14 protein-coding genes are annotated in these 22,572 nt (G+C 69.4%); 10 read left to right on the plus strand and 4 right to left on the minus strand.

All coding sequences use genetic code 11. The annotated features are described in order from the left end of the window. Positions 1 to 9 precede the first annotated feature (9 nt). Positions 10 to 1,032 carry a heat-inducible transcriptional repressor HrcA gene (hrcA, locus tag WT97_RS29830; RefSeq protein WP_011544637.1) on the minus strand — a complete coding sequence of 341 codons (1,023 nt, stop codon included), beginning with the start codon at positions 1,030 to 1,032 and terminating at the stop codon, positions 10 to 12. Between the two features lie 131 nt (positions 1,033 to 1,163). Between hrcA and WT97_RS29835 the strand changes: the two genes are divergently transcribed. Continuing rightward, positions 1,164 to 2,066 (plus strand): NAD kinase, encoded by a 903-nt coding sequence (locus tag WT97_RS29835; protein WP_034206472.1) that lies wholly within the window; start codon positions 1,164 to 1,166, stop codon positions 2,064 to 2,066. 19 nt (positions 2,067 to 2,085) lie between these two features. Next, on the plus strand, positions 2,086 to 3,735 hold the full coding sequence (gene recN / locus WT97_RS29840; RefSeq protein WP_059501037.1) for a DNA repair protein RecN: 1,650 nt from the start codon (positions 2,086 to 2,088) through the stop codon (positions 3,733 to 3,735). 93 nt (positions 3,736 to 3,828) lie between these two features. Here recN and glnE read toward each other — a convergent pair whose 3' ends face one another. Continuing rightward, positions 3,829 to 6,630 (minus strand): bifunctional [glutamate--ammonia ligase]-adenylyl-L-tyrosine phosphorylase/[glutamate--ammonia-ligase] adenylyltransferase, encoded by a 2,802-nt coding sequence (glnE, locus tag WT97_RS29845; RefSeq protein WP_060035438.1) that lies wholly within the window; start codon positions 6,628 to 6,630, stop codon positions 3,829 to 3,831. Positions 6,631 to 6,859: 229 nt separating this feature from the next. Between glnE and WT97_RS29850 the strand changes: the two genes are divergently transcribed. From WT97_RS29850 to aroG, 4 genes are all read left to right on the plus strand, one after another. Next, positions 6,860 to 11,059 carry a YhdP family protein gene (locus tag WT97_RS29850; RefSeq protein ID WP_060354933.1) on the plus strand — a complete coding sequence of 1,400 codons (4,200 nt, stop codon included), beginning with the start codon at positions 6,860 to 6,862 and terminating at the stop codon, positions 11,057 to 11,059. Positions 11,060 to 11,121: 62 nt separating this feature from the next. After that, entirely contained in the window at positions 11,122 to 11,949 is an 828-nt protein-coding gene (locus WT97_RS29855) for a carbon-nitrogen hydrolase family protein (RefSeq protein WP_060354934.1), read from the plus strand. 85 nt (positions 11,950 to 12,034) lie between these two features. Next, the gene (gene tldD / locus WT97_RS29860) at positions 12,035 to 13,501 is read left to right on the plus strand and encodes a metalloprotease TldD (RefSeq protein ID WP_059791796.1); all 1,467 of its coding nucleotides are present in this window, start codon (positions 12,035 to 12,037) and stop codon (positions 13,499 to 13,501) included. Between the two features lie 398 nt (positions 13,502 to 13,899). Continuing rightward, positions 13,900 to 14,973: a 3-deoxy-7-phosphoheptulonate synthase AroG gene (gene aroG / locus WT97_RS29865; protein ID WP_034206466.1), complete on the plus strand. Its 1,074-nt coding sequence runs from the start codon at positions 13,900 to 13,902 to the stop codon at positions 14,971 to 14,973. 126 nt (positions 14,974 to 15,099) lie between these two features. Here the strand turns inward: aroG and hmpA are convergent, their stop codons facing one another. Together hmpA and WT97_RS29875 are read right to left on the minus strand one after the other, a co-directional pair. Next, positions 15,100 to 16,308, minus strand: a complete 1,209-nt coding sequence (hmpA, locus tag WT97_RS29870; RefSeq protein ID WP_060354935.1) for an NO-inducible flavohemoprotein — start codon at positions 16,306 to 16,308, stop codon at positions 15,100 to 15,102. Between the two features lie 93 nt (positions 16,309 to 16,401). After that, on the minus strand, positions 16,402 to 16,953 hold the full coding sequence (locus WT97_RS29875) for a cob(I)yrinic acid a,c-diamide adenosyltransferase (protein WP_059501031.1): 552 nt from the start codon (positions 16,951 to 16,953) through the stop codon (positions 16,402 to 16,404). Positions 16,954 to 17,089: 136 nt separating this feature from the next. Between WT97_RS29875 and WT97_RS29880 the strand changes: the two genes are divergently transcribed. From WT97_RS29880 to glcF, 4 genes are all read left to right on the plus strand, one after another. After that, positions 17,090 to 18,499, plus strand: a complete 1,410-nt coding sequence (locus WT97_RS29880; RefSeq protein WP_060354936.1) for an FAD-binding oxidoreductase — start codon at positions 17,090 to 17,092, stop codon at positions 18,497 to 18,499. A 38-nt stretch (positions 18,500 to 18,537) separates the two neighbouring features. Continuing rightward, positions 18,538 to 20,031, plus strand: a complete 1,494-nt coding sequence (locus WT97_RS29885) for an FAD-linked oxidase C-terminal domain-containing protein (protein ID WP_034206461.1) — start codon at positions 18,538 to 18,540, stop codon at positions 20,029 to 20,031. 152 nt (positions 20,032 to 20,183) lie between these two features. Next, positions 20,184 to 21,272 (plus strand): glycolate oxidase subunit GlcE, encoded by a 1,089-nt coding sequence (gene glcE, locus WT97_RS29890; protein ID WP_059501028.1) that lies wholly within the window; start codon positions 20,184 to 20,186, stop codon positions 21,270 to 21,272. A gap of 7 nt (positions 21,273 to 21,279) precedes the next feature. After that, positions 21,280 to 22,506, plus strand: a complete 1,227-nt coding sequence (gene glcF, locus WT97_RS29895) for a glycolate oxidase subunit GlcF (RefSeq protein ID WP_034206459.1) — start codon at positions 21,280 to 21,282, stop codon at positions 22,504 to 22,506. Positions 22,507 to 22,572: the final 66 nt, after the last annotated feature.

A 22,572-nucleotide genomic window follows, 5' to 3' on the forward strand; every position in this document is an offset into this window, starting at 1 on the left:
GGTCGCCGGTTATTGCTGGCTCAGCGTGAGAGACAGCAGGCGCGCGGTGATGTCGACGATCGGTATCACGCGGTTGTACGCCATCCGGGTCGGGCCGATCACGCCGAGCGTGCCGACGATCTGCCCGTTCACCTCGTACGGCGCGGTGACGACGCTCATTTCCTCGATCGGCACGAGCGTCGATTCGCCGCCGATGAAGATCTGCACGCCCTGGGCGTGGCTCGACACGTCGAGCAGTTGCAGGAGGCCCGTCTTTTGGTCGAATACGTCGAACAGCTTGCGCAGCCGCGCCATGTCGGACGACAGGTCCGCCACTTCGAGCAGGTTGCGCTCGCCGGAAATCAGCACGGTGTCCTCGGTGTCGGGCACCTCGGTGCTGGCCGTCACGGCCGCGTGCATCAGCGTCGTCATGTCGCCGCGCAACTGGTCGATCTCGTCGCGCAGGCGGCGGCGCACCTCGTCGAACGACAGGCCGGCGAAATGCGCATTGATGTAGTTGGACGCCTCGGTCAGCTGCGACGGCGAATAGTCGCGCGGCGTCGCGAGCATGCGGTTCTGCACGTCGCCCTCGGGCGTGACGATGATCAGCAGGATGCGCTTGTCGGACAGGCGCATGAACTCGATCTGCTTGAACACGTGGCTGCGGCGCGGCGTCAGCACGACGCCCGCGAACTGCGACAGGTTCGACAGCACGCTCGCGGCGGCGGCGACCACCCGCTGCTGCGGCTCGCCGGCCTGCAGCGTGTTCTGCACCTGGCGCGCGACGGCCTCCGCGTCGATCGGCGCCTCGACCGTCAGCATCGTATCGACGAACAGCCGGTAGCCGCGCGGCGTCGGCACCCGGCCGGCCGACGTGTGCGGGCTCGACACGAGGCCGAGCTCCTCCAGGTCGGACATCACGTTGCGGATCGTCGCCGGGCTCAGCTCGAGCCCGGAGTAACGGGACAACGTGCGCGATCCGACTGGCTGACCGTCGGCGATATACCGTTCGATCAGGGTTTTCAGGAGGGTTCGTGCGCGAGGATCTAGCATGGTGGAAAATTTTAGCGCAACCGCGCGAGCGCGGCGAGTGGCGTCGTCCACCGTTGCGCGGGCCGGCCCGATCCGGCCCCGTCGGCGCACAGCCGGTTCTTTTCGTCAACGAGCTATGGTGTAATGCCGGCATGAAAACCGGTAATCAGTTCAATACTGTCGCGCTCGTCGGCCGGAGCAACACGCCCGGCATCGCCGAGCCGCTCGCCACGCTGGCCGACAGCATCGCCACGCTCGGCTTCGAGGTCGTGTTCGAAGGCGAGACCGCGCGCGAAATCGGCATCGCCGGCTACCCGGCGCTCACCCCGGCCGAAATCGGGGCGCGAGCGGACGTGGCGATCGTGCTCGGCGGCGACGGCACGATGCTCGGCATCGGCCGCCAGCTTGCGCCCTACCGGACACCGCTGATCGGGATCAACCACGGGCGGCTCGGCTTCATCACCGACATCGCGGCATCCGACATGCAGGCGCTCGTGCCCGTGATGCTGGCCGGCAAGTTCGAGCGCGAGGAGCGCTCGCTGCTCGAGGCGCGGATCGTGCGCGACGGCGAACCGATCTACCACGCGCTCGCGTTCAACGACGTCGTCGTGAACCGCAGCGGCTTCTCCGGGATGGTCGAGCTGCGCGCGTCGGTCGACGGCCGCTACATGTACAACCAGCGCTCGGACGGCCTGATCGTCGCGACGCCCACCGGCTCGACCGCCTATGCGCTGTCGTCGGCCGGCCCGATCCTCCATCCGCAGCTGGCGGGCATCGTGCTCGTGCCGATCGCGCCGCACGCGCTGTCGAACCGGCCGATCGTGCTGCCCGACGATTCGAAGATCGCGATCCAGATCGTCGGCGGCCGCGACGTCAACGTGAACTTCGACATGCAGTCGTTCACGTCGCTCGAACTGAACGATACGATCGAGGTGCGCCGCTCGAAGCACACGGTGCCGTTCCTGCACCCGATCGGCTACAGCTACTACACGACGCTGCGCAAGAAGCTGCACTGGAACGAACACGCATCGAACGAAGACGACAAGGCGTCCTGACGCCGCTCCGCCCGACACCATGCTCCGCCACCTCTCGATCCGCGACTTCGTCATCGTCGCCGCGCTCGATCTCGAATTCGACAGCGGCTTTTCCGTCTTTTCCGGCGAAACCGGCGCCGGCAAATCGATCCTGATCGACGCCCTGGCCCTCGCGCTCGGCGAACGCGCCGACGCGAGCGTCGTGCGCACCGGCTGCGGCCGCGCCGACATCACCGCCGAATTCACGCCGCACGACCGCGTCGCGCGCTGGCTCGACGAGCACGCGTTCGACGCCGAGGACACCGTGATGCTGCGCCGCGTGATCGACGCGAACGGCCGCTCGCGCGCATTCATCAACGGCACCAGCGCGACGCTCGCGCAACTGCGCGAACTCGGCGAGATGCTCGTCGACATCCACGGCCAGCACGCGCACCAGTTGCTGATGCGGCCCGACGCGCAGCGCGAGCTGTTCGACACGCACGCAGGGCTCGTCGCCGATGCCGCGAACGTCGCGCGCGCGTGGCGCGTGTGGCGCGACGCAACGCAGGCGATCGACGCCGCGAAGGCGCACGAGCGCGAATTGCAGCTCGAACGCGAAAAGCTCGCGTGGCAGCTCGCCGAACTCGACAAGCTCGCGCCGCAAGCCGGCGAGTGGGACGAAGTCAGCAACGAACACAAGCGCCTGTCGCATTCGGCGAACCTGATCGAAGGCGTACGCGGCGCGCTCAACGCACTGTCCGAGTCCGACGACGCGATGCTCGCGCAGCTCGGCGCGATCGTGTCGAAGCTGCGCGGCCTGGCCGACTACGACACCGCGCTCGGCGATGCGCTCGCGTCGCTGGAGCCGGCCGAGATCCAGTTGCAGGAAGCCGTCTATTCGCTGTCGCACTATGCACAGCGCGTCGATCTCGACCCCGAGCGGCTCGCGCAGGTCGAAACGCGTCTCGACGCGCTGCACTCGACCGCCCGCAAGTTCCGGCTGCCGCCCGACACGCTGCACGAAGAGCATGCGGCGCGCCGCGCGCAACTCGCCGCGCTCGACGCGGCCGCCGATCTCGGCGCGCTCGAGGCGGCTCAGGCCAAGGCGAGGGAAGCCTATCTCGCCGACGCCAAACGCCTGTCGAAGGCGCGCGCGCAGGCTGCCAAGGCGCTCGGCACGGCCGTCACGGCCGGCATGCAGGAATTGTCGATGGCGGGCGGAAGCTTCGAAGTCGCGCTCGTGCCGCTCGCGGACGGCGGCCCGCACGGGCTCGAGCAGGTCGAATTCCGCGTGGCCGGTCACCCGGGCGTGCCGCTGCGGCCGCTCGCGAAGGTCGCGTCGGGCGGCGAACTCGCGCGGATCAGCCTCGCGCTCGCGGTGATCGCCAGCGCGGCGAGCCCGACGCCGACGCTGATCTTCGACGAAGTCGATACGGGAATCGGCGGTGGCGTCGCCGAAGTGGTCGGCCGCCTGCTGCACCAGCTCGGGCGCGACCGCCAGGTGTTGTGCGTGACGCACCTGCCGCAGGTCGCCGCGCGCGGCGACCATCATTTCCAGGTGGCGAAGGGCGCCGACGAACGCGGCGGCACGGTATCGACCGTGGTTGCGCTCGACCGCGCGAGCCGGATCGAGGAAGTCGCGCGGATGCTCGGCGGGCTCGAAATCACGGCCACCACGCGCAAGCACGCGAAGGAAATGCTGGCGGCCTGACATTGCCGCCGCCTGTCCCGCTCGAGTCGAACGGGCTCGCCCATTCGATTCAGGGCGGTATGCGGATCGATGCCGCGCTCGCCCTGCCTTCGTTCAAACGCCCGTTTCAACCGCGCCGAACACACGCGTCCACAGCGCCGTCACGGCCGCGCGCTCGTCCGCCACCACCGCCGGATCGACGCGCGCCTTCTCCATCCCGTCGAGCCGCAGCTTGTGCTGCAGCTTCCGGTATTTGCGGTACGCCGCGCCGACGCGCTCGGCCTCGTCCTCGCTCATCAACCCGAAGCGCGCGACTTCGCGCAGCAGCGCGATGTTGCCGGTATTGCGGATCAGCTCGGCGTCGCTCGACGCATGCAGCAGCACCCAGTACTGGACGATGAATTCGATGTCGACCATCCCGCCGCGATCGTGCTTCAGGTCGAACAGCTCGGTCTGGTTCGGGTGGCCGGCGAACACCTTGCCGCGCATGTCGACGATCTCCTTCGCGAGCACGCCGCCGTCGCGCGGCGTCGTCAGCACCTGCTGGCGAATCGCCTCGAAATCCGCGCCGATTTGCGCGTCGCCCGCGCTGTAGCGGGCACGCGTCAGCGCCTGGTGCTCCCACACCCACGCGGTGTTCGCCGCATCGCCCTCGCGCAACTGATAGCGGCGGAACGCATCGAGATCGGTGACGAGCAGGCCTGCCTCGCCGTTCGGCCGCAGCCGCAGGTCGATGTCGAACAGCGCGCCCGCGCCGGTCGCGGTCGTGAGCCACGTGATCAGGCGCCGCGTGAAAGTCGTGTAGACGTCCGCCGAGCGCTCGTCCGGATCGTCGTACAGGAAGATCAGGTCGAGATCCGACGCATAGCCGAGCTCCTTGCCGCCCAGCTTGCCGTACGCGATCACCGCGAACTTCGGCACGTCGCGGTGACGCTTCGCGAGCTGCGACCAGACGACTTCGATCGTCACGTCGAGCACCGCGTCGGCCAGCTCGGACAGCCGGTCGCTCACGTGCTCGACCGACAGTTGCCCGGCCAGATCGATCAGCAGGATCCGGAACACTTCCGCGTGCTGCGCGTGACGCAGCAGGTCCATCTGCTGCTCGGGGCCGTCGGCCGCCGCGAGCCGCGCACGCAGCGCATCCTTGAACGCGGGCCAGTCGAACGGGCTCGCGATCGCCTCGTCGTCGAGCAGCTCGTCGAGCAGCTGCGGGTGGCGGATCAGGTAGCCGCCGCCCCAGCGCGTCGCGCCGAGCACCGACAGCACGCGGTCGAGCGCGGCCGGATATTCGGTCAGCAGCGCGAGATAGACGCCGCGCCGGCTGACCGTCTCCAGCAGGTCGAACAGGCGCACGATCGTGTCGTCGCGGCGCGCGGCGTCGATCTTCGGCGCGGCGTCGAGCGCGCGCTGCGCGACGCTGTCGAAGCGCTGCCGGCTCTTTTCCGGCAGCCCGGTGTAGCGCGACGATTGCCAGATCGCGCGCAGCCGCGCGAGCACGGCGGCCGGATCGGCGAAGCCCAGGCCGTCGAGGCGCGCGACCAGCGCGTCGTCCTCGCCGTCGTCGGCCAGCGCGCCGCTCCAGATCCACGCGGCGGCCGTGTCGTCGCCGGCCGCGCACGGCGCGCCGCTCGCCTTGTCGGCGAAGATCTGGTCGAACTGCGCTTCGACGAACGTGCGGTGACCGTCCAGCACCGTCATCAGCGCCGCGTAGTCGGCAAAACCGAGCGACGCGGCCAGCGCCGCGCGCTCGTCGGGCTCGACCGGCATCGCGTGCGTCTGCGCGTCGTTGCGGTACTGCAGCCGGTGCTCGAGCGTGCGCAGGAAGTTGTAGGCGTCGGTCAGGCGGGCACACACGTCGTCGCCGATCAGCCCGCGCGCCTGCGCATGCCGCAGCACCGCGAGCGTCGGCCGCACGCGGAATCCCGCATCCTGGCCGCCGCGGATCAACTGGAACACCTGCGCGCTGAACTCGATCTCGCGGATCCCGCCGCGCCCGAGCTTGATGTCGTCGGCCTTGTCCGGCCGCATCGACGCGCGCCGCGCGGCTTCGTGCCGGATCTGCTGGTGCAGCGAACGGATCGCGCCGATCACGCCGAAATCGAGATAGCGGCGGTAGACGAACGGCTTGACGATCGACTCGAGCTGCGACGCCAGCCGCCGCGCCGCATCGCTGTCGCCCTCCGACACGAGCCGTCCCTTGATCCACGCATAGCGCTCCCACTCGCGCCCCTGCACGTAGAAATATTCCTCGAGCATGCCGAGGCTGCACACGAGCGGCCCCGAATCGCCGTTCGGGCGCAGCCGCATGTCGACGCGAAACACGTAGCCGTCGGCCGTGACCTCGGACAGCACGCCGATCAGGCGCCGACCGAGCCGCGTGAAGTATTCCTGCGTGGACAGCGGCGAACGTGCGCCGCCGGTGGTCTCGCCGTCGTCCTCGTAGACGAAGATCAGGTCGATGTCCGACGACACGTTCAGTTCGCGGCCGCCGAGCTTGCCCATCCCGACCACGCCGAGCACGACGCGCTGGCCGTCGGCGCCGCGCGGCTCGCCGTACAGCGCCTCGAGTTCGGCCGACAGCAGCGCCAGGGAGCGCTGCACGGCCACTTCGGCAAGATCGGTCATCGCGCCCGTCACCTCGGCGACGTCCGCCAGCCCGCGCAGGTCGCGCTCCGCGACCGCACCGAACGCCTCGGCGCGCAGTTGCCGCAGCGCGCGCTTCAGTTGCTCGTCGCCCGGCGCGGCCGCGCCGGCCGGCGTCGCGAGCAGCTCGGTCAAGCGCGCGTCGAGCTGCGCGCGGCCGAGCGGCGCGGCCGCCCACGCGGCGACCTGCTCGGCCAGCGCGGGTCGAGCGGCAGCCGCGCGGGCCAGGTATCGGGAGTAGGACGTGCTGATCAGGGCGGAAGCGTCGGTCATCGAGAAGCGGGCCTGGCGGAAAGGCCGGGGGCAGCGGGCCGGCGCGTGCGCGCCCCGCTGCCCCCGGCCTCATGGACTCGGCGCGGCCTCGCCGGACGCTCGTGCGCCCGTCGCGACACCGCGCGCCGGAAAGCCCGTGCCGCGCTGCCCCAACGGCCGCCGGCACGAACCCGTGTGATACATTTCAACGTCAGTCTGCAAAACTACCATATCGCCGCCCGTCCGCCGCATGTCCGACCGTCAGGAATCCGCCGTAGCTGCGCCCGAAGCGGGACCTCCGAAGCACGATCATCCGGTCCTGCGTCGCGTGTTCAGGGTGACGCTGGCAGTCGGGATCGGCACCTACTTCGTCGCGTCCGGCGCCCTCCTCGGGCTGCGCTACGTGCTGCTGCCGCGCATCGACGAATTCCGCCCGCGCATCGAGCGCGCCGTGTCCGACAAGCTCCACGCGCAGCTTTCGATCGGCAAGCTTTCCCCGAACTGGTCCGGCATGCAGCCGGGCGTCGAACTCACGAACCTGACGATTCGCGGCCGTGACGGCCAGATCGCGCTGTCGGTGCCGCACGCGACGGCCGCGCTGTCGTGGATGTCGCTGCTGCGGCTGTCGCCCGCGCTGTCGAGCCTGATCGTCGATCAGCCCGACCTCGTCGTCGCGCGCGCGGCCGACGGCTCGCTGAGCGTCGCGGGCGTCGGCGTGGCCACCACCCACGGCGGCAACGACACGTTCGGCACCTGGTTGCTGAAGCAGGAGGCGATCGTGCTGCGCGGCGGCACGCTGCGCTGGCGCGACGCGCTGCACGACGCACCGGAGCTCGTGCTGTCGGGCATCCGGCTCGCGGTGCTCAACGACGGCCGCGTGCACAAGGCCGCGCTGCAGGCGCCCGCGAACGGCACGCTGCTGCTCGGCCCGCTCGATTTCCGCGCGCGCTTCAGGCACAAGCCGCTCGCGCCGATCGGCAAGCCGGCGAACTGGACCGGCGACGCCTACCTGTCGACCGGCCCCGTCGACCTGCAGACGCTCACGCGCTATCTCGACGTGCCGCTCACGATCCACGCGGGCCGGATCGACAATGCGATCTGGGCGACCTTCGGCGACGGCCACCTGCGCTCGGCGGGCGGCGACCTGCAAGGCGCCGACGTCGCGCTGCGCGTGCGCCCGACGCAGCCGCGGCTCGACGTGCCGACGGTCGGCTTCGGCTGGGACATGGTGCTCGACGCGGGCCACGACTACACGCTGCACCTGACGCGCTTCAATGCGGAGCTCGGCCAGCCACCGCTGCCGGACGGCACGCCGCTCGCCCGCTCGCTCGCGCTGTCGACGCTGACCGCGCGCTACCGCGTGCCGACCGCGAACCAGGGGCAACTGCTCAGCGTGGTCGGCGACCGCGTCGATCTCGGCATCCTCAGCGAATTCATCCGCGGGCTGCCGCTGCCGGCGCGCCTGCGCAACGAGCTGATCAAGATCGACCCGCGCGGAATGGTGTCGAACTATCACATCGAAGTCGAGCGCGCGAAACCCGCGCACGCCGATCTCGCCGACGAGGAGCGGCGCATGGGCGCCGCGCCGATCGTCCGCTACCGCTTCCTCGGCGATCTGCAAGGCATCAGTTTCGCCGCGCAGGAGCCGCCGCCCGGGCTCTCGCCGCGCGGCCACCCGCGCGCCGGCTGGCCGGGCGTCGAGAATCTGTGGGGCCGCGTCGATGCGAACGAGACGGGCGGCGCCGCGCATATCGACACGGTCAACGCGGCCGTCACCGTGCCCGGCGAATTCGACGAGCCGCGCCTGACGTTCGACCGGCTGCGCGGCAATGCCAAATGGACGATCACGCCCGCGCCCGGCGACAAGCACGCGCGCGTCGACGTGTCGCTGCCCGACCTGCTCGTGTCGAACCCCGATGCCGAAATCGCGGTGTCGGGCTCGTACACGAACCCCGGCCACGGCCGCGGCTCGCTCGACCTGCGCGCCGATTTCGCGCGCGCGTCGGTCGCGCGCATTCCGCGCTACCTGCCGACCGGGATGTCCGAACACCTGCGCGACTATCTCGGCCACGCGCTGCAGGACGGCAAGGTGACCAAGGGCGCGTCGATCGTCGCGCGCGGCCCGCTCGAGAAATTCCCGTTCGAACACGAGCCGGACGCCGGCGTGTTCCACATCGTCGCGCCGTTCACCGGCGGCCGCTTCGAGCCGACGCCGTACCCGCCGCGCAAGCTCGCGAACGGCACGCCGAGCGTCTGGCCCGCGCTCGACGGCATCGACGGCGTGTTCGAACTCGCGCAGAACAAGCTGCGCTTCGACATCGCGCGCGCGCACTACAAGCGCGTCGCGCTGACGAAGGTCGCGGGTCGCATCGACGATCTCGGCAACCCGTCGCACTCGCCGCTGATCATCGACGGCCATGCCCAGGGCCCGCTCGCCGACCTGATCGACTACGCGGACAACAGCTCGCTCGGCACGATGAGCGACCACATCGGCCAGCGGATCGATGCGCAGGGCCCCGCGTCGCTCGCGCTCAAGATCACGATTCCGCAGCACGTCCCCCATCCGCACACGCACATCGAAGGCGCGCTCGCGTTCGGCGGCAACACGCTGTCGACGAGCGGCGTGCCGCCGCTGTCGGCCCTGCGCGGCACCGTCGGCTTCACCGAGGCCGGCGCGTCGCTGCACGCGCTGTCGGGGCGCTTCCTCGGCGGCCCGGTGCGCGCGAACGGCAACTTCCAGTCGCATGGCCCGTACGCGGTGAACGTCGACGGCCGGCTCGCGCTCGACGCCGCGCGCGGCCTGAACCTGCACGGCGCGGCCGCCGCGCTGCTCGAGCACGTGGTCGGCGACGCGCCGTACAAGGTCGCCGTGCGCGGTGCGCCGGGCCGCCTGCCCGACGTCAGCGCGCAATCCGACCTGACCAGCGTGGCGCTGAACTTCCCGGCGCCGTTCGCGAAGCCGGCCGGCACGCCGATGCCGTTCCGCTTCACGCTGCAGCCGGCGCCGCAGGCGGACGGCAAACGCCTCGAACACGCCGACCTGACGCTCGGGCCGGTGAGCGCGACCTACCTGCTCGACGCGACGCGCGGCCAGCCGCTGCGCGCGGTGCGCGGCGCGATGGGCATCCACCGGATGCCCGACATGCCGCAGGACGGCGTGAGCGCGGCCGTCGACGTCGGCGAACTGGACGCCGACGCGTGGCTCGCCCTCGCCCACACGCTGCAGCCCGACACGCCGCGCGCGCCGGCGCCACAGGCCGCGCCGCGCGTCGATTTCGCGAGCTTCGCGCCGAAGCGCTTCGCGTTCCATTTCGGCACGCTGAAACTGCTCAAGCGCAACTGGGAGAACGTGATCGTCGGCGCGTCGCACGTCGACGACCTCTGGCAGGCGAACATCGCGTCGAACCAGGTCTCGGGCTACCTGTCGTGGGCGCCGGGCGGCGGTCACAACGGCGCGGGCGTGCTCAACGCGCGGCTCGCGAAGCTCGTCGTGCCGCAGAGTTCGCAGCACGACCTCGTCGGCCGCGCGATGAACCTGCCGACGCCGGCCGACCGGCCGATGCCGTCGATCGACCTGATCGTCGACCAGGTCGTCGCGCGCGATCACGACATCGGCCGGCTCGTCGTCAACGCACGCAACATCGACGAAGACGGCACGCCCGTGTGGCAGCTCGACAAGCTGGAACTGTCGAACCCGGCCGCGAAGCTGACGGCGACCGGCAACTGGCGCACGTCGCGCCGCGCGCTCGCCCGCGGCGCCGACGAACCCGACGCGCCGCGCCGCACCGTGTTCGACTTCAAGCTCGACATCGACAACGCGGGTGCGCTGCTCGACCGCGTCGGCCTGCCGCGCACGCTCGCGGACGGTCACGGCTCGGTCACGGGCAAGGTCGGCTGGCGCGGCGGCCCGACCGCGCTCGACTTCCCGTCGCTCGGCGGCCAGGTCGCGGTCGACCTGGAACACGGGCAGATCCTGAAGGTCGATCCGGGCGCGGCGAAACTGCTCGGCGTGCTGAGCCTGCAGAGCCTCGCGCGCTTCCTGACGCTGAACTTCCGCGACGTGGTCGGCAAGGGGCTGCCGTTCGACAAGATCACCGGTACCGGCCGGATTTCGAACGGGATCGCGCGCACCGACGACTTCTCGATGATGACGGGCCCCGCGAACGTCACCGTGCGCGGCGCGGTCGATCTCGGCGCCGAAACGCAGGATCTGCATGCGCACGTCGCACCGAAAATCAGCGCGGGCGCAGCCGCGATCGGCGCCGCCATCATCAACCCGCTGCTCGGCGTCGGCGTGCTGGCCGCGAACTATGCGCTGTCCGAGACGCTGTCGCGCGCGTTCGCGCTCGACTACGCGATCACCGGCTCGTGGGCGCACCCGCACATCGAGCGGGTGCGCAGCGATCAGGGTAAGATGAATCACGGTCCGGCCGATGCAGCGAGCCATTGAGCGCGCATCGAACCGCGCAGGGCGCCGGGCCGCACCCCATTTATGACGCAACCGATTCCGCGATGACCGACCACGCCCGTTCCGCCACGCCCTTCCGGGTCGCCGCGCTGCAGATGGTGAGCACGCCGGACGTCACACGCAATCTGGCCGAAGCGCGCCGCCTGATCGCGGAAGCCGCCGGCGAAGGCGCGCAGCTCGTGCTGCTGCCCGAGTATTTCTGCTTCATGGGCCACCGCGACACCGACAAGCTCGCGCTCGCCGAACCGTACCGGGACGGCCCGATCCAGCAGTTCCTCGCCGACGCCGCGCGCCGCCACGGCATCTGGGTGATCGGCGGCACGCTGCCGCTGAAGGCGCCGGAGCCCGATCGCGTGCTGAACACGACGCTCGTGTTCGATCCGTCCGGCAACGAAGCCGCGCGCTACGACAAGATCCACCTGTTCAACTTCGAGAAAGGCGACGAATCGTTCGACGAGGCACGCACGATCCGCGCGGGCGACACGGTCGTCGCGTTCGACGCGCCGTTCGGGCAGGTCGGCCTGTCGGTCTGTTACGATCTCCGCTTTCCGGAGCTGTACCGCCGCATGGGCGACTGCGCGCTGATGGCCGTGCCGTCGGCGTTTACGTATACGACGGGCCGCGCGCACTGGGAAACGCTGCTGCGCGCGCGGGCCGTCGAGAACCAGTGCTACGTGCTCGCGGCCGCACAGGGCGGCAAGCACGTGAACGGCCGGCGCACGTGGGGCCACAGCATGCTGATCGACCCGTGGGGCGAGATCGTCGCGGTACGCGACGAGGGCGCCAGCGTCGTGCTCGGCACGATCGATCCGCAGCGCATCGCCGACGTACGCCAGAGCCTGCCCGCATGGCGACACCGCGTACTGACCTGAATCCGCCGCACCGCTTGACACGCCGTGCGGCCCACCCGTCTGCCCGGCAGCACCCGACAACTTTTTGAGAACTCCCGATATCCGCATGAACATCATCGAACCCGGCATCCGCAACCTCGCGCTGGCGAAGGACATCCTGCTCACGCCGTACGGCCTCGACGAAAGCCTGCTCACGCGCACGATCGCCGACATCTTCACGCATCGCGTCGACTACGCGGACCTGTACTTCCAGGCGACCCGCAGCGAAGCGTGGAGCCTCGAGGAAGGCATCGTCAAGTCGGGCAGCTTCAGCATCGACCAGGGCGTCGGCGTGCGCGCGGTCGCGGGCGACCGCACCGCGTTCGCGTATTCGGACGATCTGTCGCCCGAAGCGATCGCGCAAGCCGCCGCCGCGACCAAGGCGATCGCGGCGGCCGGCGGCGGCCGCCAGAAGATCAAGGCCGCCACGTCGCTGACGGGCATCTCGGGCCGCGACCTGTACCTGCCGTCCGACCCGCTCGCGTCGCTCGACGCGACGGCCAAGGTCAAGCTGCTCGAACGCATCGAGCAGATGGCGCGCGGGCGCGACCCGCGCATCACGCAGGTGATGGCCGGCCTCGCCGGCGAATACGACGTCGTGCTGGTCGCGCGCAGCGACGGCGCGCTCGCGGCCGACATCCGGCCGCTCGTGCGCGTGTCGGTCACCGTGATCGCCGAACAGAACGGCCGCCGCGAGATCGGCTCGGGCGGCGGCGGCGGCCGCTTCGACTACGGCTACTTCACCGACGAGGTCCTGTCGCGCTATGTCGACGACGCCGTGCACGCGGCGCTCGTCAACCTCGATGCGCGCCCTGCGCCGGCCGGCGCGATGACGGTCGTGCTCGGGCCGGGCTGGCCGGGCGTGCTGCTGCACGAGGCGATCGGCCACGGTCTCGAAGGCGACTTCAACCGCAAGGGCTCGTCCGCGTTCGCGGGCCGAATCGGCGAGCAGGTCGCCGCGAAGGGCGTGACCGTCGTCGACGACGGCACGCTGCCGAACCGCCGCGGCTCGCTGAACATCGACGACGAAGGCAACCCGACGCAGTGCACGACGCTGATCGAGGATGGCATCCTGAAGGGCTACATCCAGGACACGCTGAACGCGCGGCTGATGAAAATGCCCGTCACGGGCAACGCACGGCGCGAGTCGTACGCGGCGCTGCCGATGCCGCGCATGACGAACACCTACATGCTGAATGGCGACAAGGATCCGCAGGAAATCATCGCGTCGGTGAAGAACGGCCTGTACGCGGTGAATTTCGGCGGCGGCCAGGTCGACATCACGAACGGCAAGTTCGTGTTCTCGGCGTCCGAGGCGTACATGATCGAGAACGGCAAGATCACCTACCCGGTGAAGGGCGCGACGCTGATCGGCAGCGGCCCGGAATCGCTGAAGTACGTGAGCATGATCGGCAACGACATGTCGCTCGACACGGGCGTCGGCGTATGCGGCAAGGAAGGCCAGAGCGTGCCGGTCGGCGTTGGCCAGCCGACCCTGCGGATCGACAAGATGACGGTCGGCGGTACGGCATAACCGCATCGCGGCGCACATGATCCGCGTATTTTGACGAAAACGCGCGGATTATCCGCATTTTCGACGGTCCCCGGTTGCCAGCCGCTCGGGGACGGGGTATAAATTCCGAATCAACTTTTTTGACGAGCCGAATTTCCGTCATGTCCGCCAAGTTTTACTTTTACTTTTTTTGGTATCTCAGACCGCTGGCGGATCGAGAGGGTTGATGGCGCGTAAAGCGCAACCGAAATTCCCGAAAAAACCGCCGGCGAACCCGGCGGTTTTTTTTCGCCCTTCGCCAGCCGGTCGCCGCCGCAGCGGTCCCGCGGCCCCGACCGGCAGCACCGAATTGCCCGCATCGATGAATCCGCCGCACGCGCACTGACCGAACGGCGCCCCGGAAAACCAGGAGAAACAGCATGCCCCCGCACAACACCGACGACGTCCGCATTCGCGAACTCAAGGAACTGACGCCGCCCGCCCACCTGATCCGCGAATTCGCGTGCTCCGAAGCCGCGTCCGAGCTGATCTACCACTCGCGCCAGTCGATGCACCGCATCCTGCACGGGATGGACGACCGGCTGATCGTCGTGATCGGGCCGTGCTCGATCCACGACACGAAGGCGGCGATCGAATACGCGGGCCGGCTCGTGAAGGAGCGCGAGCGCTTCAAGGGCGAACTGGAAATCGTGATGCGCGTGTACTTCGAAAAACCGCGCACGACGGTCGGCTGGAAGGGGCTCATCAACGATCCGCACCTCGACAACAGCTTCAAGATCAACGAAGGGCTGCGCACCGCGCGCGAGCTGCTGCTGCAGATCAACGAAATGGGGCTGCCGGCCGCAACCGAATACCTCGACATGATCAGCCCGCAGTACATCGCCGACCTGATCTCGTGGGGCGCGATTGGCGCGCGCACGACCGAGTCGCAGGTGCACCGCGAGCTCGCATCGGGGCTGTCGTGCCCGGTCGGCTTCAAGAACGGCACCGACGGCAACGTGAAGATCGCGGTCGACGCGATCAAGGCCGCGTCGCAGCCTCATCATTTCCTGTCGGTGACGAAGGGCGGCCATTCGGCGATCGTGTCGACGGCCGGCAACGAGGATTGCCACGTGATCCTGCGCGGCGGCAAGACGCCGAACTACGACGCGGACAGCGTGAACGCCGCCTGCGCGGACATCGGCAAGGCCGGCCTCGCCGCGCGCCTGATGATCGACGCGAGCCACGCGAACAGCTCGAAGAAGCACGAGAACCAGATCCCCGTGTGTGCCGACATCGGCCGCCAGATCGCGGCCGGCGACGAGCGGATCGTCGGCGTGATGATCGAGTCGCACCTCGTCGAGGGTCGCCAGGACCTGAAGGAAGGCTGCGCGCTGACCTACGGCCAGAGCATCACCGACGCGTGCATCGCGTGGGACGACAGCGTGAAGGTGCTCGAAGGCCTGGCGGAAGCCGTGAAGGCGCGCCGGGTCGCGCGCGGCAGCGGCAACTGATAGCCGGCGGATCTCCGGCCGGCGCTTGACGCACGCGGCCCCGGTCTAGCGCCAAAAAGAAAAGCCCGGCTCGCGCCGGGCTTTGTCATTGCGTCGTTGCGTTGGCCGAAACCGGCCGTCGAATCTTCACTCGAGCGCACCCGACCCGAAGATCTCGGTATTCACGCGTTCCGGCGCGACGCCGAGCGCGACGAGCGCATCGCGCTGCGCCTTCATGAACGCGACCGGGCCGCAGATGTAGTAGTCGGCGTCCGGCACCAGCGCGTACTGCTGCACGCGTTCCGGCGTGAGGCGCCCTTCGAGGTCGTGGTCGATGCCGACGCGATCGTTCGGGCCGACCAGTTCGTACAGCACCGTACGCTTGACGTTCACGTGCTCGCCGACGGTATCGTTCAGCCAGTCGCGGAACGCGTGCACCGCGCCCGAACGGCATGCGTGGATGAACCGCACGTCGCGCTTGCAGCCTTCGGCGATCAGCGTCGACGCCATCGACATCATCGGCGTGATGCCGACCCCGCCCGAGATCAGCACGACCGGCGTATCCGCGTCGCGCTTCAGCGAGAAGTCGCCCATCGGTGCGGTCACCTCGACGATCGCGCCCTCTTCCACGCCGTCGTGCATCAGCGTCGACACCTTGCCGGCCGGAATCGCTTCGGCCTTGCCGGCCTCGCGCTTCACCGAGATGCGCAGCCACTTGCCGTGCGGCGCATCGGACAGGCTGTACTGGCGCGGCTGATCGACGCCGAGATCGCCGACGAAGCGCTTCACCGTGATGTACTGGCCCGGCTCGAACGTCGGCGCCGCGCCGCCGTCGGCAGGCGTCAGGTAGAACGACGTGATCTCGTCGCTTTCACGCACCTTGCGCGCGACCTTGAACGGGCGGAAGCCGCTCCACGCGGCGTTCGCGTACAGATCGGCCTCGGCGCCGATCATGATCTGCGCGAGCTGGCCGTACGCGACGCGCCACGCTTCGAGCGTGTCGGCATCGACCGCGTCGCCGAGCACTTCGACGATCGACGCAAGCAGGTTCTCGCCGACGATCGGGTAGTGCTCGGGGCGGATGTTCAGGCTCGCGTGCTTGTGCGAGATGCGCGACACCGCGCCGCCCAGCGCGCCGAGGTTGTCGATGTTGGCCGCGTACGCATAAACGGCCTTCGCGAGCGTCTCGGGCTGACTGCCGGTCTTCTGGTGCGTCTGGTTGAACAGGTTCTTCAGTTCCGGATGACGCGCGAACATGCGCTGATAGAAATGCTTCGTGATCGTCGCGCCGTGCTCGGCGAGGACGGGGGCGGTGGCCTTCACACGGGCCATCTGGTCAGCGGTGATATGGGTCATGTTCGTTCTCCGTTAAACATGCTCATACAATACATGTTTAAAAACGGGCGCCTGCCGGACAAATTGTCGCAGTGCGCAAAAACGTGGCGGCTGCTAGCGGACGCGTCCGCGCTCCCACAGCACGTCGGCGCCGCCGCCGGCGCGGTTCAGCACGCGCGCCAGCACGAACAGCAGGTCGGACAGCCGGTTCACGTACCGCCGCGGGGCATCGTTGAGCGTATCGCAGCGCCCGAGCGCGACGATCGAGCGCTCCGCGCGGCGGCACACGGTTCGGCAGACGTGCGCGAGCGATGCGGCGCGCGAGCCGGCCGGCAGGATGAATTCCTTCAGCGGCGGCAGCGTCGCGTTGTAGTCGGCGAGCCACTGGTCGAGGCGCGCGAGATGCGTATCGTCGAGCACCGTGTGGCCGGGAATGCACAGCTCGCCGCCAAGATCGAACAGGTCGTGCTGGATCGTGACGAGCGCCGTGCGCACGTCGTCAGGCAATGCCTCGGCCAGCAGCACGCCGAGATTCGAGTTCAGTTCGTCGACGTCGCCGATCGCGGCGATCCGCGCGTCGTCCTTGCCGATGCGCCGTCCGTCGCCCAGCCCGGTGGTGCCGTCGTCGCCCGTGCGCGTCGCGATCTTGCTCAAGCGGTTGCCCATGCGAATGTCCTCTCGTGCGCGGCCGCCACGCGGCCCGGTTGGCTGGAACGCGATTATCGCAGCCCGCGGCGGGAGGCGCAGCGGACGTTACAGCGTAGAATGAGGCGACAGTATGACAAGCAGTCAGGAGACATTCGTGAATCACCCTGCCCCGCCGGCCGCCACGCGCCGCCCGCTGCCCCCCGCCATGCTCGATGCGCTGCGCGCCGCTTTCGGCGAGCGCGTGTCGACCGCCGACGCGGTTCGCGCCCATCACGGCCGCGACGAATCCCCGTTCGATCCGCAACTGCCCGACGCCGTCGTGTTCGCGCGCAGCACCGACGACGTGCGCGAAGTCGTGTCGCTGTGCTCGCTCTACGGCGTGCCGCTGATCCCGTACGGCGCCGGCTCGTCGCTCGAAGGCCACCTGCTCGCGGTGCGCGGCGGCGTGTCGCTCGACCTGTCGGAAATGAACCGCGTGCTGTCGATCAACGCCGAAGACCTGACCGTGACGGTCGAGCCGGGCATCACGCGCAAGGCGCTCAACGAAGCGCTGCGCGACACCGGCCTGTTCTTCCCGATCGATCCGGGCGCCGACGCCAGCATCGGCGGGATGACGGCGACCCGCGCGTCGGGCACCAACGCCGTGCGCTACGGCACGATGCGCGAGAACGTGCTCGGCCTGAGCGCGGTGCTCGCGGACGGCCGCGTGGTCAAGACCGGCTCGCGCGCGCGCAAGTCGTCGGCCGGCTACGACCTCACGCGGCTGTTCGTCGGGTCCGAAGGCACGCTCGGCGTGATCACCGAGATCACGCTGCGCCTGCATCCGCTGCCCGAGGCCGTATCGGCCGCGATCTGCACGTTCCCGACGATGGGCGACGCAGTCCGTACGGTGATCGAGACGATCCAGATCGGCGTGCCGATCGCGCGCGTCGAATTCGTCGACGCGCTCGCGGTACGCTCGATCAACCGTCACTCGAACCTGACGCTCACCGAAGCGCCGACGCTGTTCTTCGAATTCCACGGCACCGACGCCGGCGTGAAGGAACAGGCCGAACTCGTGCAGGCGCTCGCCGGCGAGAATTCCGGCCAGGGCTTCGAATGGGCGACGCGCCCCGAGGATCGCACGCGGCTCTGGTCCGCGCGCCACAACGCATACTTCGCGATGCTGCAGTTGAAGCCCGGTTGCCGCGCGGTGACGACCGACGTGTGCGTGCCGATCTCGCAGCTCGCCGCGTGCGTCGAGGAAACCGAGGTCGACCTGCGCGCGTCGTCGCTGCCCTGCCCGATCGTCGGCCACGTCGGCGACGGCAATTTCCACGTCGCGATCCTGATCGATCCCGACAAGCCCGAGGAACTCGCCGAAGCCGAACGCATCAACGACCGGATCGTCGAGCGCGCGCTGCGCCTGGGCGGCACCTGCACGGGCGAGCACGGCGTCGGGCTGCACAAGATGCGCTTCCTGCCGAAGGAACACGGCGACAACGCAATCGACACGATGCGCGCGATCAAGCTCGCGCTCGATCCGCGCAACCTGATGAATCCGGGCAAGATTTTCACGTGCTGACACGGCGGCGCGGCACCGCGCCCCACGCAGGAGACCTCATGAACGCTCCCGTCGAACTGTCGAGCGCCGCGCGCGCGCAGCGCCAGCGCGAAGTCGTGCAGGCGCTGATGGCCGTGCTGCCGACGCACTGCCTGCTGTACCGCGACGAGGACACGGCGCCGTACGAATGCGACGGCCTGTCCGCGTACCGCCGGCTGCCGCTCGCGGTCGCGTTGCCCGAGACGGAGTCGCAGGTGCAGCGGATCGTGCAGATCTGCCGCCGCATGGAAGTGCCGATCGTGCCGCGCGGCGCCGGCACCAGCCTGTCGGGCGGCGCGCTGCCGATCGCGCTCGGCGTCGTGCTGTCGCTCGCGCGCTTCACGCGCATCGTCGAAGTCGACCCGTACGCGCGCACGGCGACCGTGCAGCCCGGCGTGCGCAACCTCGCGATCTCGGAAGCGGCCGCGCCGTACGGCCTGTATTACGCGCCCGATCCGTCGTCGCAGATCGCCTGCACGATCGGCGGCAACGTCGCGGAAAATTCCGGCGGCGTCCACTGCCTGAAATACGGGCTGACCGTGCACAACGTGATGCGCGTGCGCGCGGTGACGATCGACGGCGAGATCGTCGAATTCGGCTCGCTCGCGCTCGACATGCCGGGCCTCGACCTGCTCGCCGTGATGATCGGCAGCGAAGGGATGTTCGCGATCGTCACCGAGGTCACGGTGCGACTGATCCCGAAGCCGCAGACCGCGCAGCTCGTGATGGCGAGTTTCGACGACGTCGTCAAGGGCGGCGAGGCCGTCGCGGCGATCATCGCGTCGGGCATCATCCCGGCCGGGCTCGAGATGATGGACAAGCCGGCGACGCAAGCCGTCGAGGCGTTCACGCACGCGGGCTACGACCTCGACGCGAAGGCGATCCTCTTGTGCGAATCGGACGGCACGCCCGAAGAAGTCGCCGAGGAGATCGTGCGGATGACGGCCGTGCTGCGCGAACACGGCGCGACGCGCATCCAGGTGTCGCGCAACGAAAGCGAGCGGCTGCGCTTCTGGTCCGGCCGCAAGAACGCGTTCCCGGCCGCCGGCCGTATTTCCGCCGATTACTACTGCATGGACGGCACCGTGCCGCGCCGCGCGATCGGCCCGCTGCTCGCGCGCATCGAGCAGCTCGAAACGCGCTACGGGCTACGCTGCATCAACGTGTTCCATGCGGGCGACGGCAACATGCATCCGTTGATCCTGTACAACGCGAACGATCCGGACGAGCTGCACCGCGCCGAGCAGTTCGGCGCGGAGATCCTCGAATGCTGCGTGGAATTCGGCGGCAGCGTGACGGGCGAGCACGGCGTCGGTATCGAAAAGCTCAATTCGATGTGCGTGCAGTTCTCGCCGCAGGAGCGCGACGCGTTCTTCGCGGTCAAGCGCGCATTCGACCCGGCCGGGCTGCTGAACCCGGACAAGGGCATCCCGACCCGCGCGCGCTGCGCCGAATACGGGCGCCAGCACGTGCGCGGCGGGCTGCTGCCGCACCCCGACCTGCCGCGCTTCTGAGCGGCGCGCGCGGGTCTGCCGTGCCCGCGCGGCGCGTTCGCGTGCCGGCCCCCGCATGCCGGAAGCGGGACGGGGCTTAGGGATAGTCGCGATGTGGAATCGCGCCACCCCGGTACAATCGACCGGACAACGAGACGAGAAAGCAACGGAACATGGAAGAGGACGACATCGTCGCCGGATGGGCCGAGCGCATCCGCGCCGCCAGTGCCGACGGCCGGCCGCTGCGGATTCGCGGCGGCGGCACCAAGGACTGGTACGGCCAGGCGCTCGAGGGCGAAATACTCGACACGCGCGCGTTTCAGGGCGTCGTGTCGTACGACCCGGCCGAACTCGTCGTCACGGTCCGCGCGGGCACGCCGCTCGCGCAACTTGAAACCGTCCTCGCCGAGCGCGGCCAGATGCTGCCGTTCGAGCCGCCGCACTTCGGCCGTTCGGCCACCGTCGGCGGCTGCGTCGCCGCCGGCCTCGCGGGCCCGCGCCGCGCCACCTGCGGCGCACCGCGCGATTTCGTGCTCGGCACCACGCTGATGAACGGCCGCGGCGAAAGGCTGCGCTTCGGCGGCCAGGTCGTGAAGAACGTCGCCGGCTACGACGTGTCGCGGCTGATGGCCGGCGCGCTCGGCACGCTCGGGCTGATGCTCGACCTGTCGATCAAGGTGCTGCCGATACCTGTCGCCGAAGTCACGCTCAAATTCGAGATGACCGCGACCGACGCGGTGCGCAAGCTCAACGAATGGGGCGGCCATCCGCTGCCGGTCAGCGCGAGCGCGTGGCGCAACGGCACGCTCGTGCTGCGCCTGTCGGGCGCGGAAGCTGCCGTGAAATCCGCGAAAACGCTGCTCGGCGGCGAAGTCGTCGACGCGGTCGAGGCCGAGCGCTTCTGGTCCGGCCTGCGCGAGCATACCGATCCGTTCTTCAACGGCATCCCGCCCGGCTACGCGCTGTGGCGCCTGTCGCTGCCGTCGATCACCGAACCGATGCACCTGCCCGGCACCCAGTTGATGGAATGGGGCGGCGCGCAGCGCTGGTGGATCACCGACGCCGACGCGCAAACCGTGCGCATGAGCGCGAAGCAGGCCGGCGGCCATGCGACGCTGTTCCGCGCGGGCGACACCTACGACCGCAGCGCGGGCGTGTTCACGCCGCTGCCCGCGCCGATGATGAAGATCCACCGCGGGCTGAAGAGCGCGTTCGATCCCGCGCGCATCTTCAATCGCGGCCGGCTCTACCCAGACCTCTGAGGGATCGATGCAAACGAACCTCGCCGATTTCATCCGCAATACGCCCGACGGCGACGAGGCCGACGCGATCCTGCGCAAGTGCGTGCACTGCGGGTTCTGCACCGCGACCTGCCCGACCTATCAACTGCTCGGCGACGAACTCGACGGCCCGCGCGGACGCATCTACCTGATCAAGCAGATGGTCGAAGGCGCGCCCGTCACGCGCAGCACGCAACAGCATCTCGACCGCTGCCTCACCTGCCGCAGCTGCGAGACGACCTGCCCGTCCGGCGTGCAGTACGGCCGGCTCGTCGAGATCGGGCGCAAGCACGTGGAGGCGCAGGTGGAACGCCCCGCGCAGCAGCGGCTCATGCGCCGCGTGCTCGCGAGCGTCGTGCCGAACGCCGCGCTGTTCTCGCCGGCGATGCGGCTCGGCCAGCACGTGCGGCCGCTGCTGCCGAAGCGGCTGCGCGACAAGGTGCCGCCGCGCACGCGGCTGCTCGAATGGCCGCACCGCACGCATACGCGCAAGATGCTGATGCTCGGCGGCTGCGTGCAGCCGTCGATGCTGCCGAACATCAACATCGCGACCGCGCGCGTGCTCGACGCGCTCGGCATCGAGACGGTCGTCTCGCCCGACGCGGGCTGCTGCGGCGCGATCCGCCTGCACCTGAACTATCACGACGAAGCGCTCGACGACGCGCGCCGCAACATCGACGCGTGGTGGCCCCACGTCGAACAGGGCGCCGAGGCGATCGTGATGAATGCGTCGGGCTGCGGCGCGACGGTGCTCGAATACGCGCACCTGCTGCGCGACGATCCGGCCTACGCGGAGAAAGCGCAGCGCATCGTGTCGCTGACGCGCGACATCTCCGACGTGCTGCTCGCGTTCGAGGCCGAACTCGCGACGATCGCCCGGCGCCGTGCGATCCATACGGTCGCATACCACCCGCCGTGCACGCTGCAGCACGGGCAGCAGTCGCGCGGCAAGGTCGAGCGCCTGCTCGAGACGCTCGGCATCGACGTGCGGCTGCCGGCCGACAGCCATCTGTGCTGCGGCTCGGCCGGTACCTACTCGCTGACGCAGCCGTCGCTGTCGTACCGGTTGCGCAAGCAGAAGCTGCTGAAGCTGCAGGCGCTCGAACCGCAGATGATCGTATCCGGCAACATCGGCTGCATCGCACACCTGCAAAGCGGCACGCAGGTGCCGGTCGCCCACTGGATCCAGCTCGTCGAGCATTTGCTGTACGGCTAGTGCCTGTTCACGCGTAACGGGCGGGCGCGCGGCGTCCGTATAATGAGCGGATCGATGCGCCGCGGA

Origin of the sequence: Burkholderia sp. MSMB1459WGS, from assembly GCF_001534535.1 — a bacterium.
In the GTDB taxonomy this organism is placed as follows: domain Bacteria; phylum Pseudomonadota; class Gammaproteobacteria; order Burkholderiales; family Burkholderiaceae; genus Burkholderia.

Bases quoted from the DNA above. Each gene is read 5' to 3' on its own strand.
- hrcA (WP_011544637.1), bottom strand. From the start codon at position 1,032: ATGCTAGATCCTCGCGCACGAACCCTCCTGAAAACCCTGATCGAACGG.
- WT97_RS29850 (WP_060354933.1), top strand. From the start codon at position 6,860: ATGTCCGACCGTCAGGAATCCGCCGTAGCTGCGCCCGAAGCGGGACCT.
- WT97_RS29875 (WP_059501031.1), bottom strand. From the start codon at position 16,953: ATGGGCAACCGCTTGAGCAAGATCGCGACGCGCACGGGCGACGACGGC.
- WT97_RS29835 (WP_034206472.1), top strand. From the start codon at position 1,164: ATGAAAACCGGTAATCAGTTCAATACTGTCGCGCTCGTCGGCCGGAGC.
- WT97_RS29855 (WP_060354934.1), top strand. From the start codon at position 11,122: ATGACCGACCACGCCCGTTCCGCCACGCCCTTCCGGGTCGCCGCGCTG.
- aroG (WP_034206466.1), top strand. From the start codon at position 13,900: ATGCCCCCGCACAACACCGACGACGTCCGCATTCGCGAACTCAAGGAA.
- glcF (WP_034206459.1), top strand. From the start codon at position 21,280: ATGCAAACGAACCTCGCCGATTTCATCCGCAATACGCCCGACGGCGAC.
- glnE (WP_060035438.1), bottom strand. From the start codon at position 6,630: ATGACCGACGCTTCCGCCCTGATCAGCACGTCCTACTCCCGATACCTG.
- tldD (WP_059791796.1), top strand. From the start codon at position 12,035: ATGAACATCATCGAACCCGGCATCCGCAACCTCGCGCTGGCGAAGGAC.
- recN (WP_059501037.1), top strand. From the start codon at position 2,086: ATGCTCCGCCACCTCTCGATCCGCGACTTCGTCATCGTCGCCGCGCTC.
- glcE (WP_059501028.1), top strand. From the start codon at position 20,184: ATGGAAGAGGACGACATCGTCGCCGGATGGGCCGAGCGCATCCGCGCC.
- hmpA (WP_060354935.1), bottom strand. From the start codon at position 16,308: ATGACCCATATCACCGCTGACCAGATGGCCCGTGTGAAGGCCACCGCC.
- WT97_RS29885 (WP_034206461.1), top strand. From the start codon at position 18,538: ATGAACGCTCCCGTCGAACTGTCGAGCGCCGCGCGCGCGCAGCGCCAG.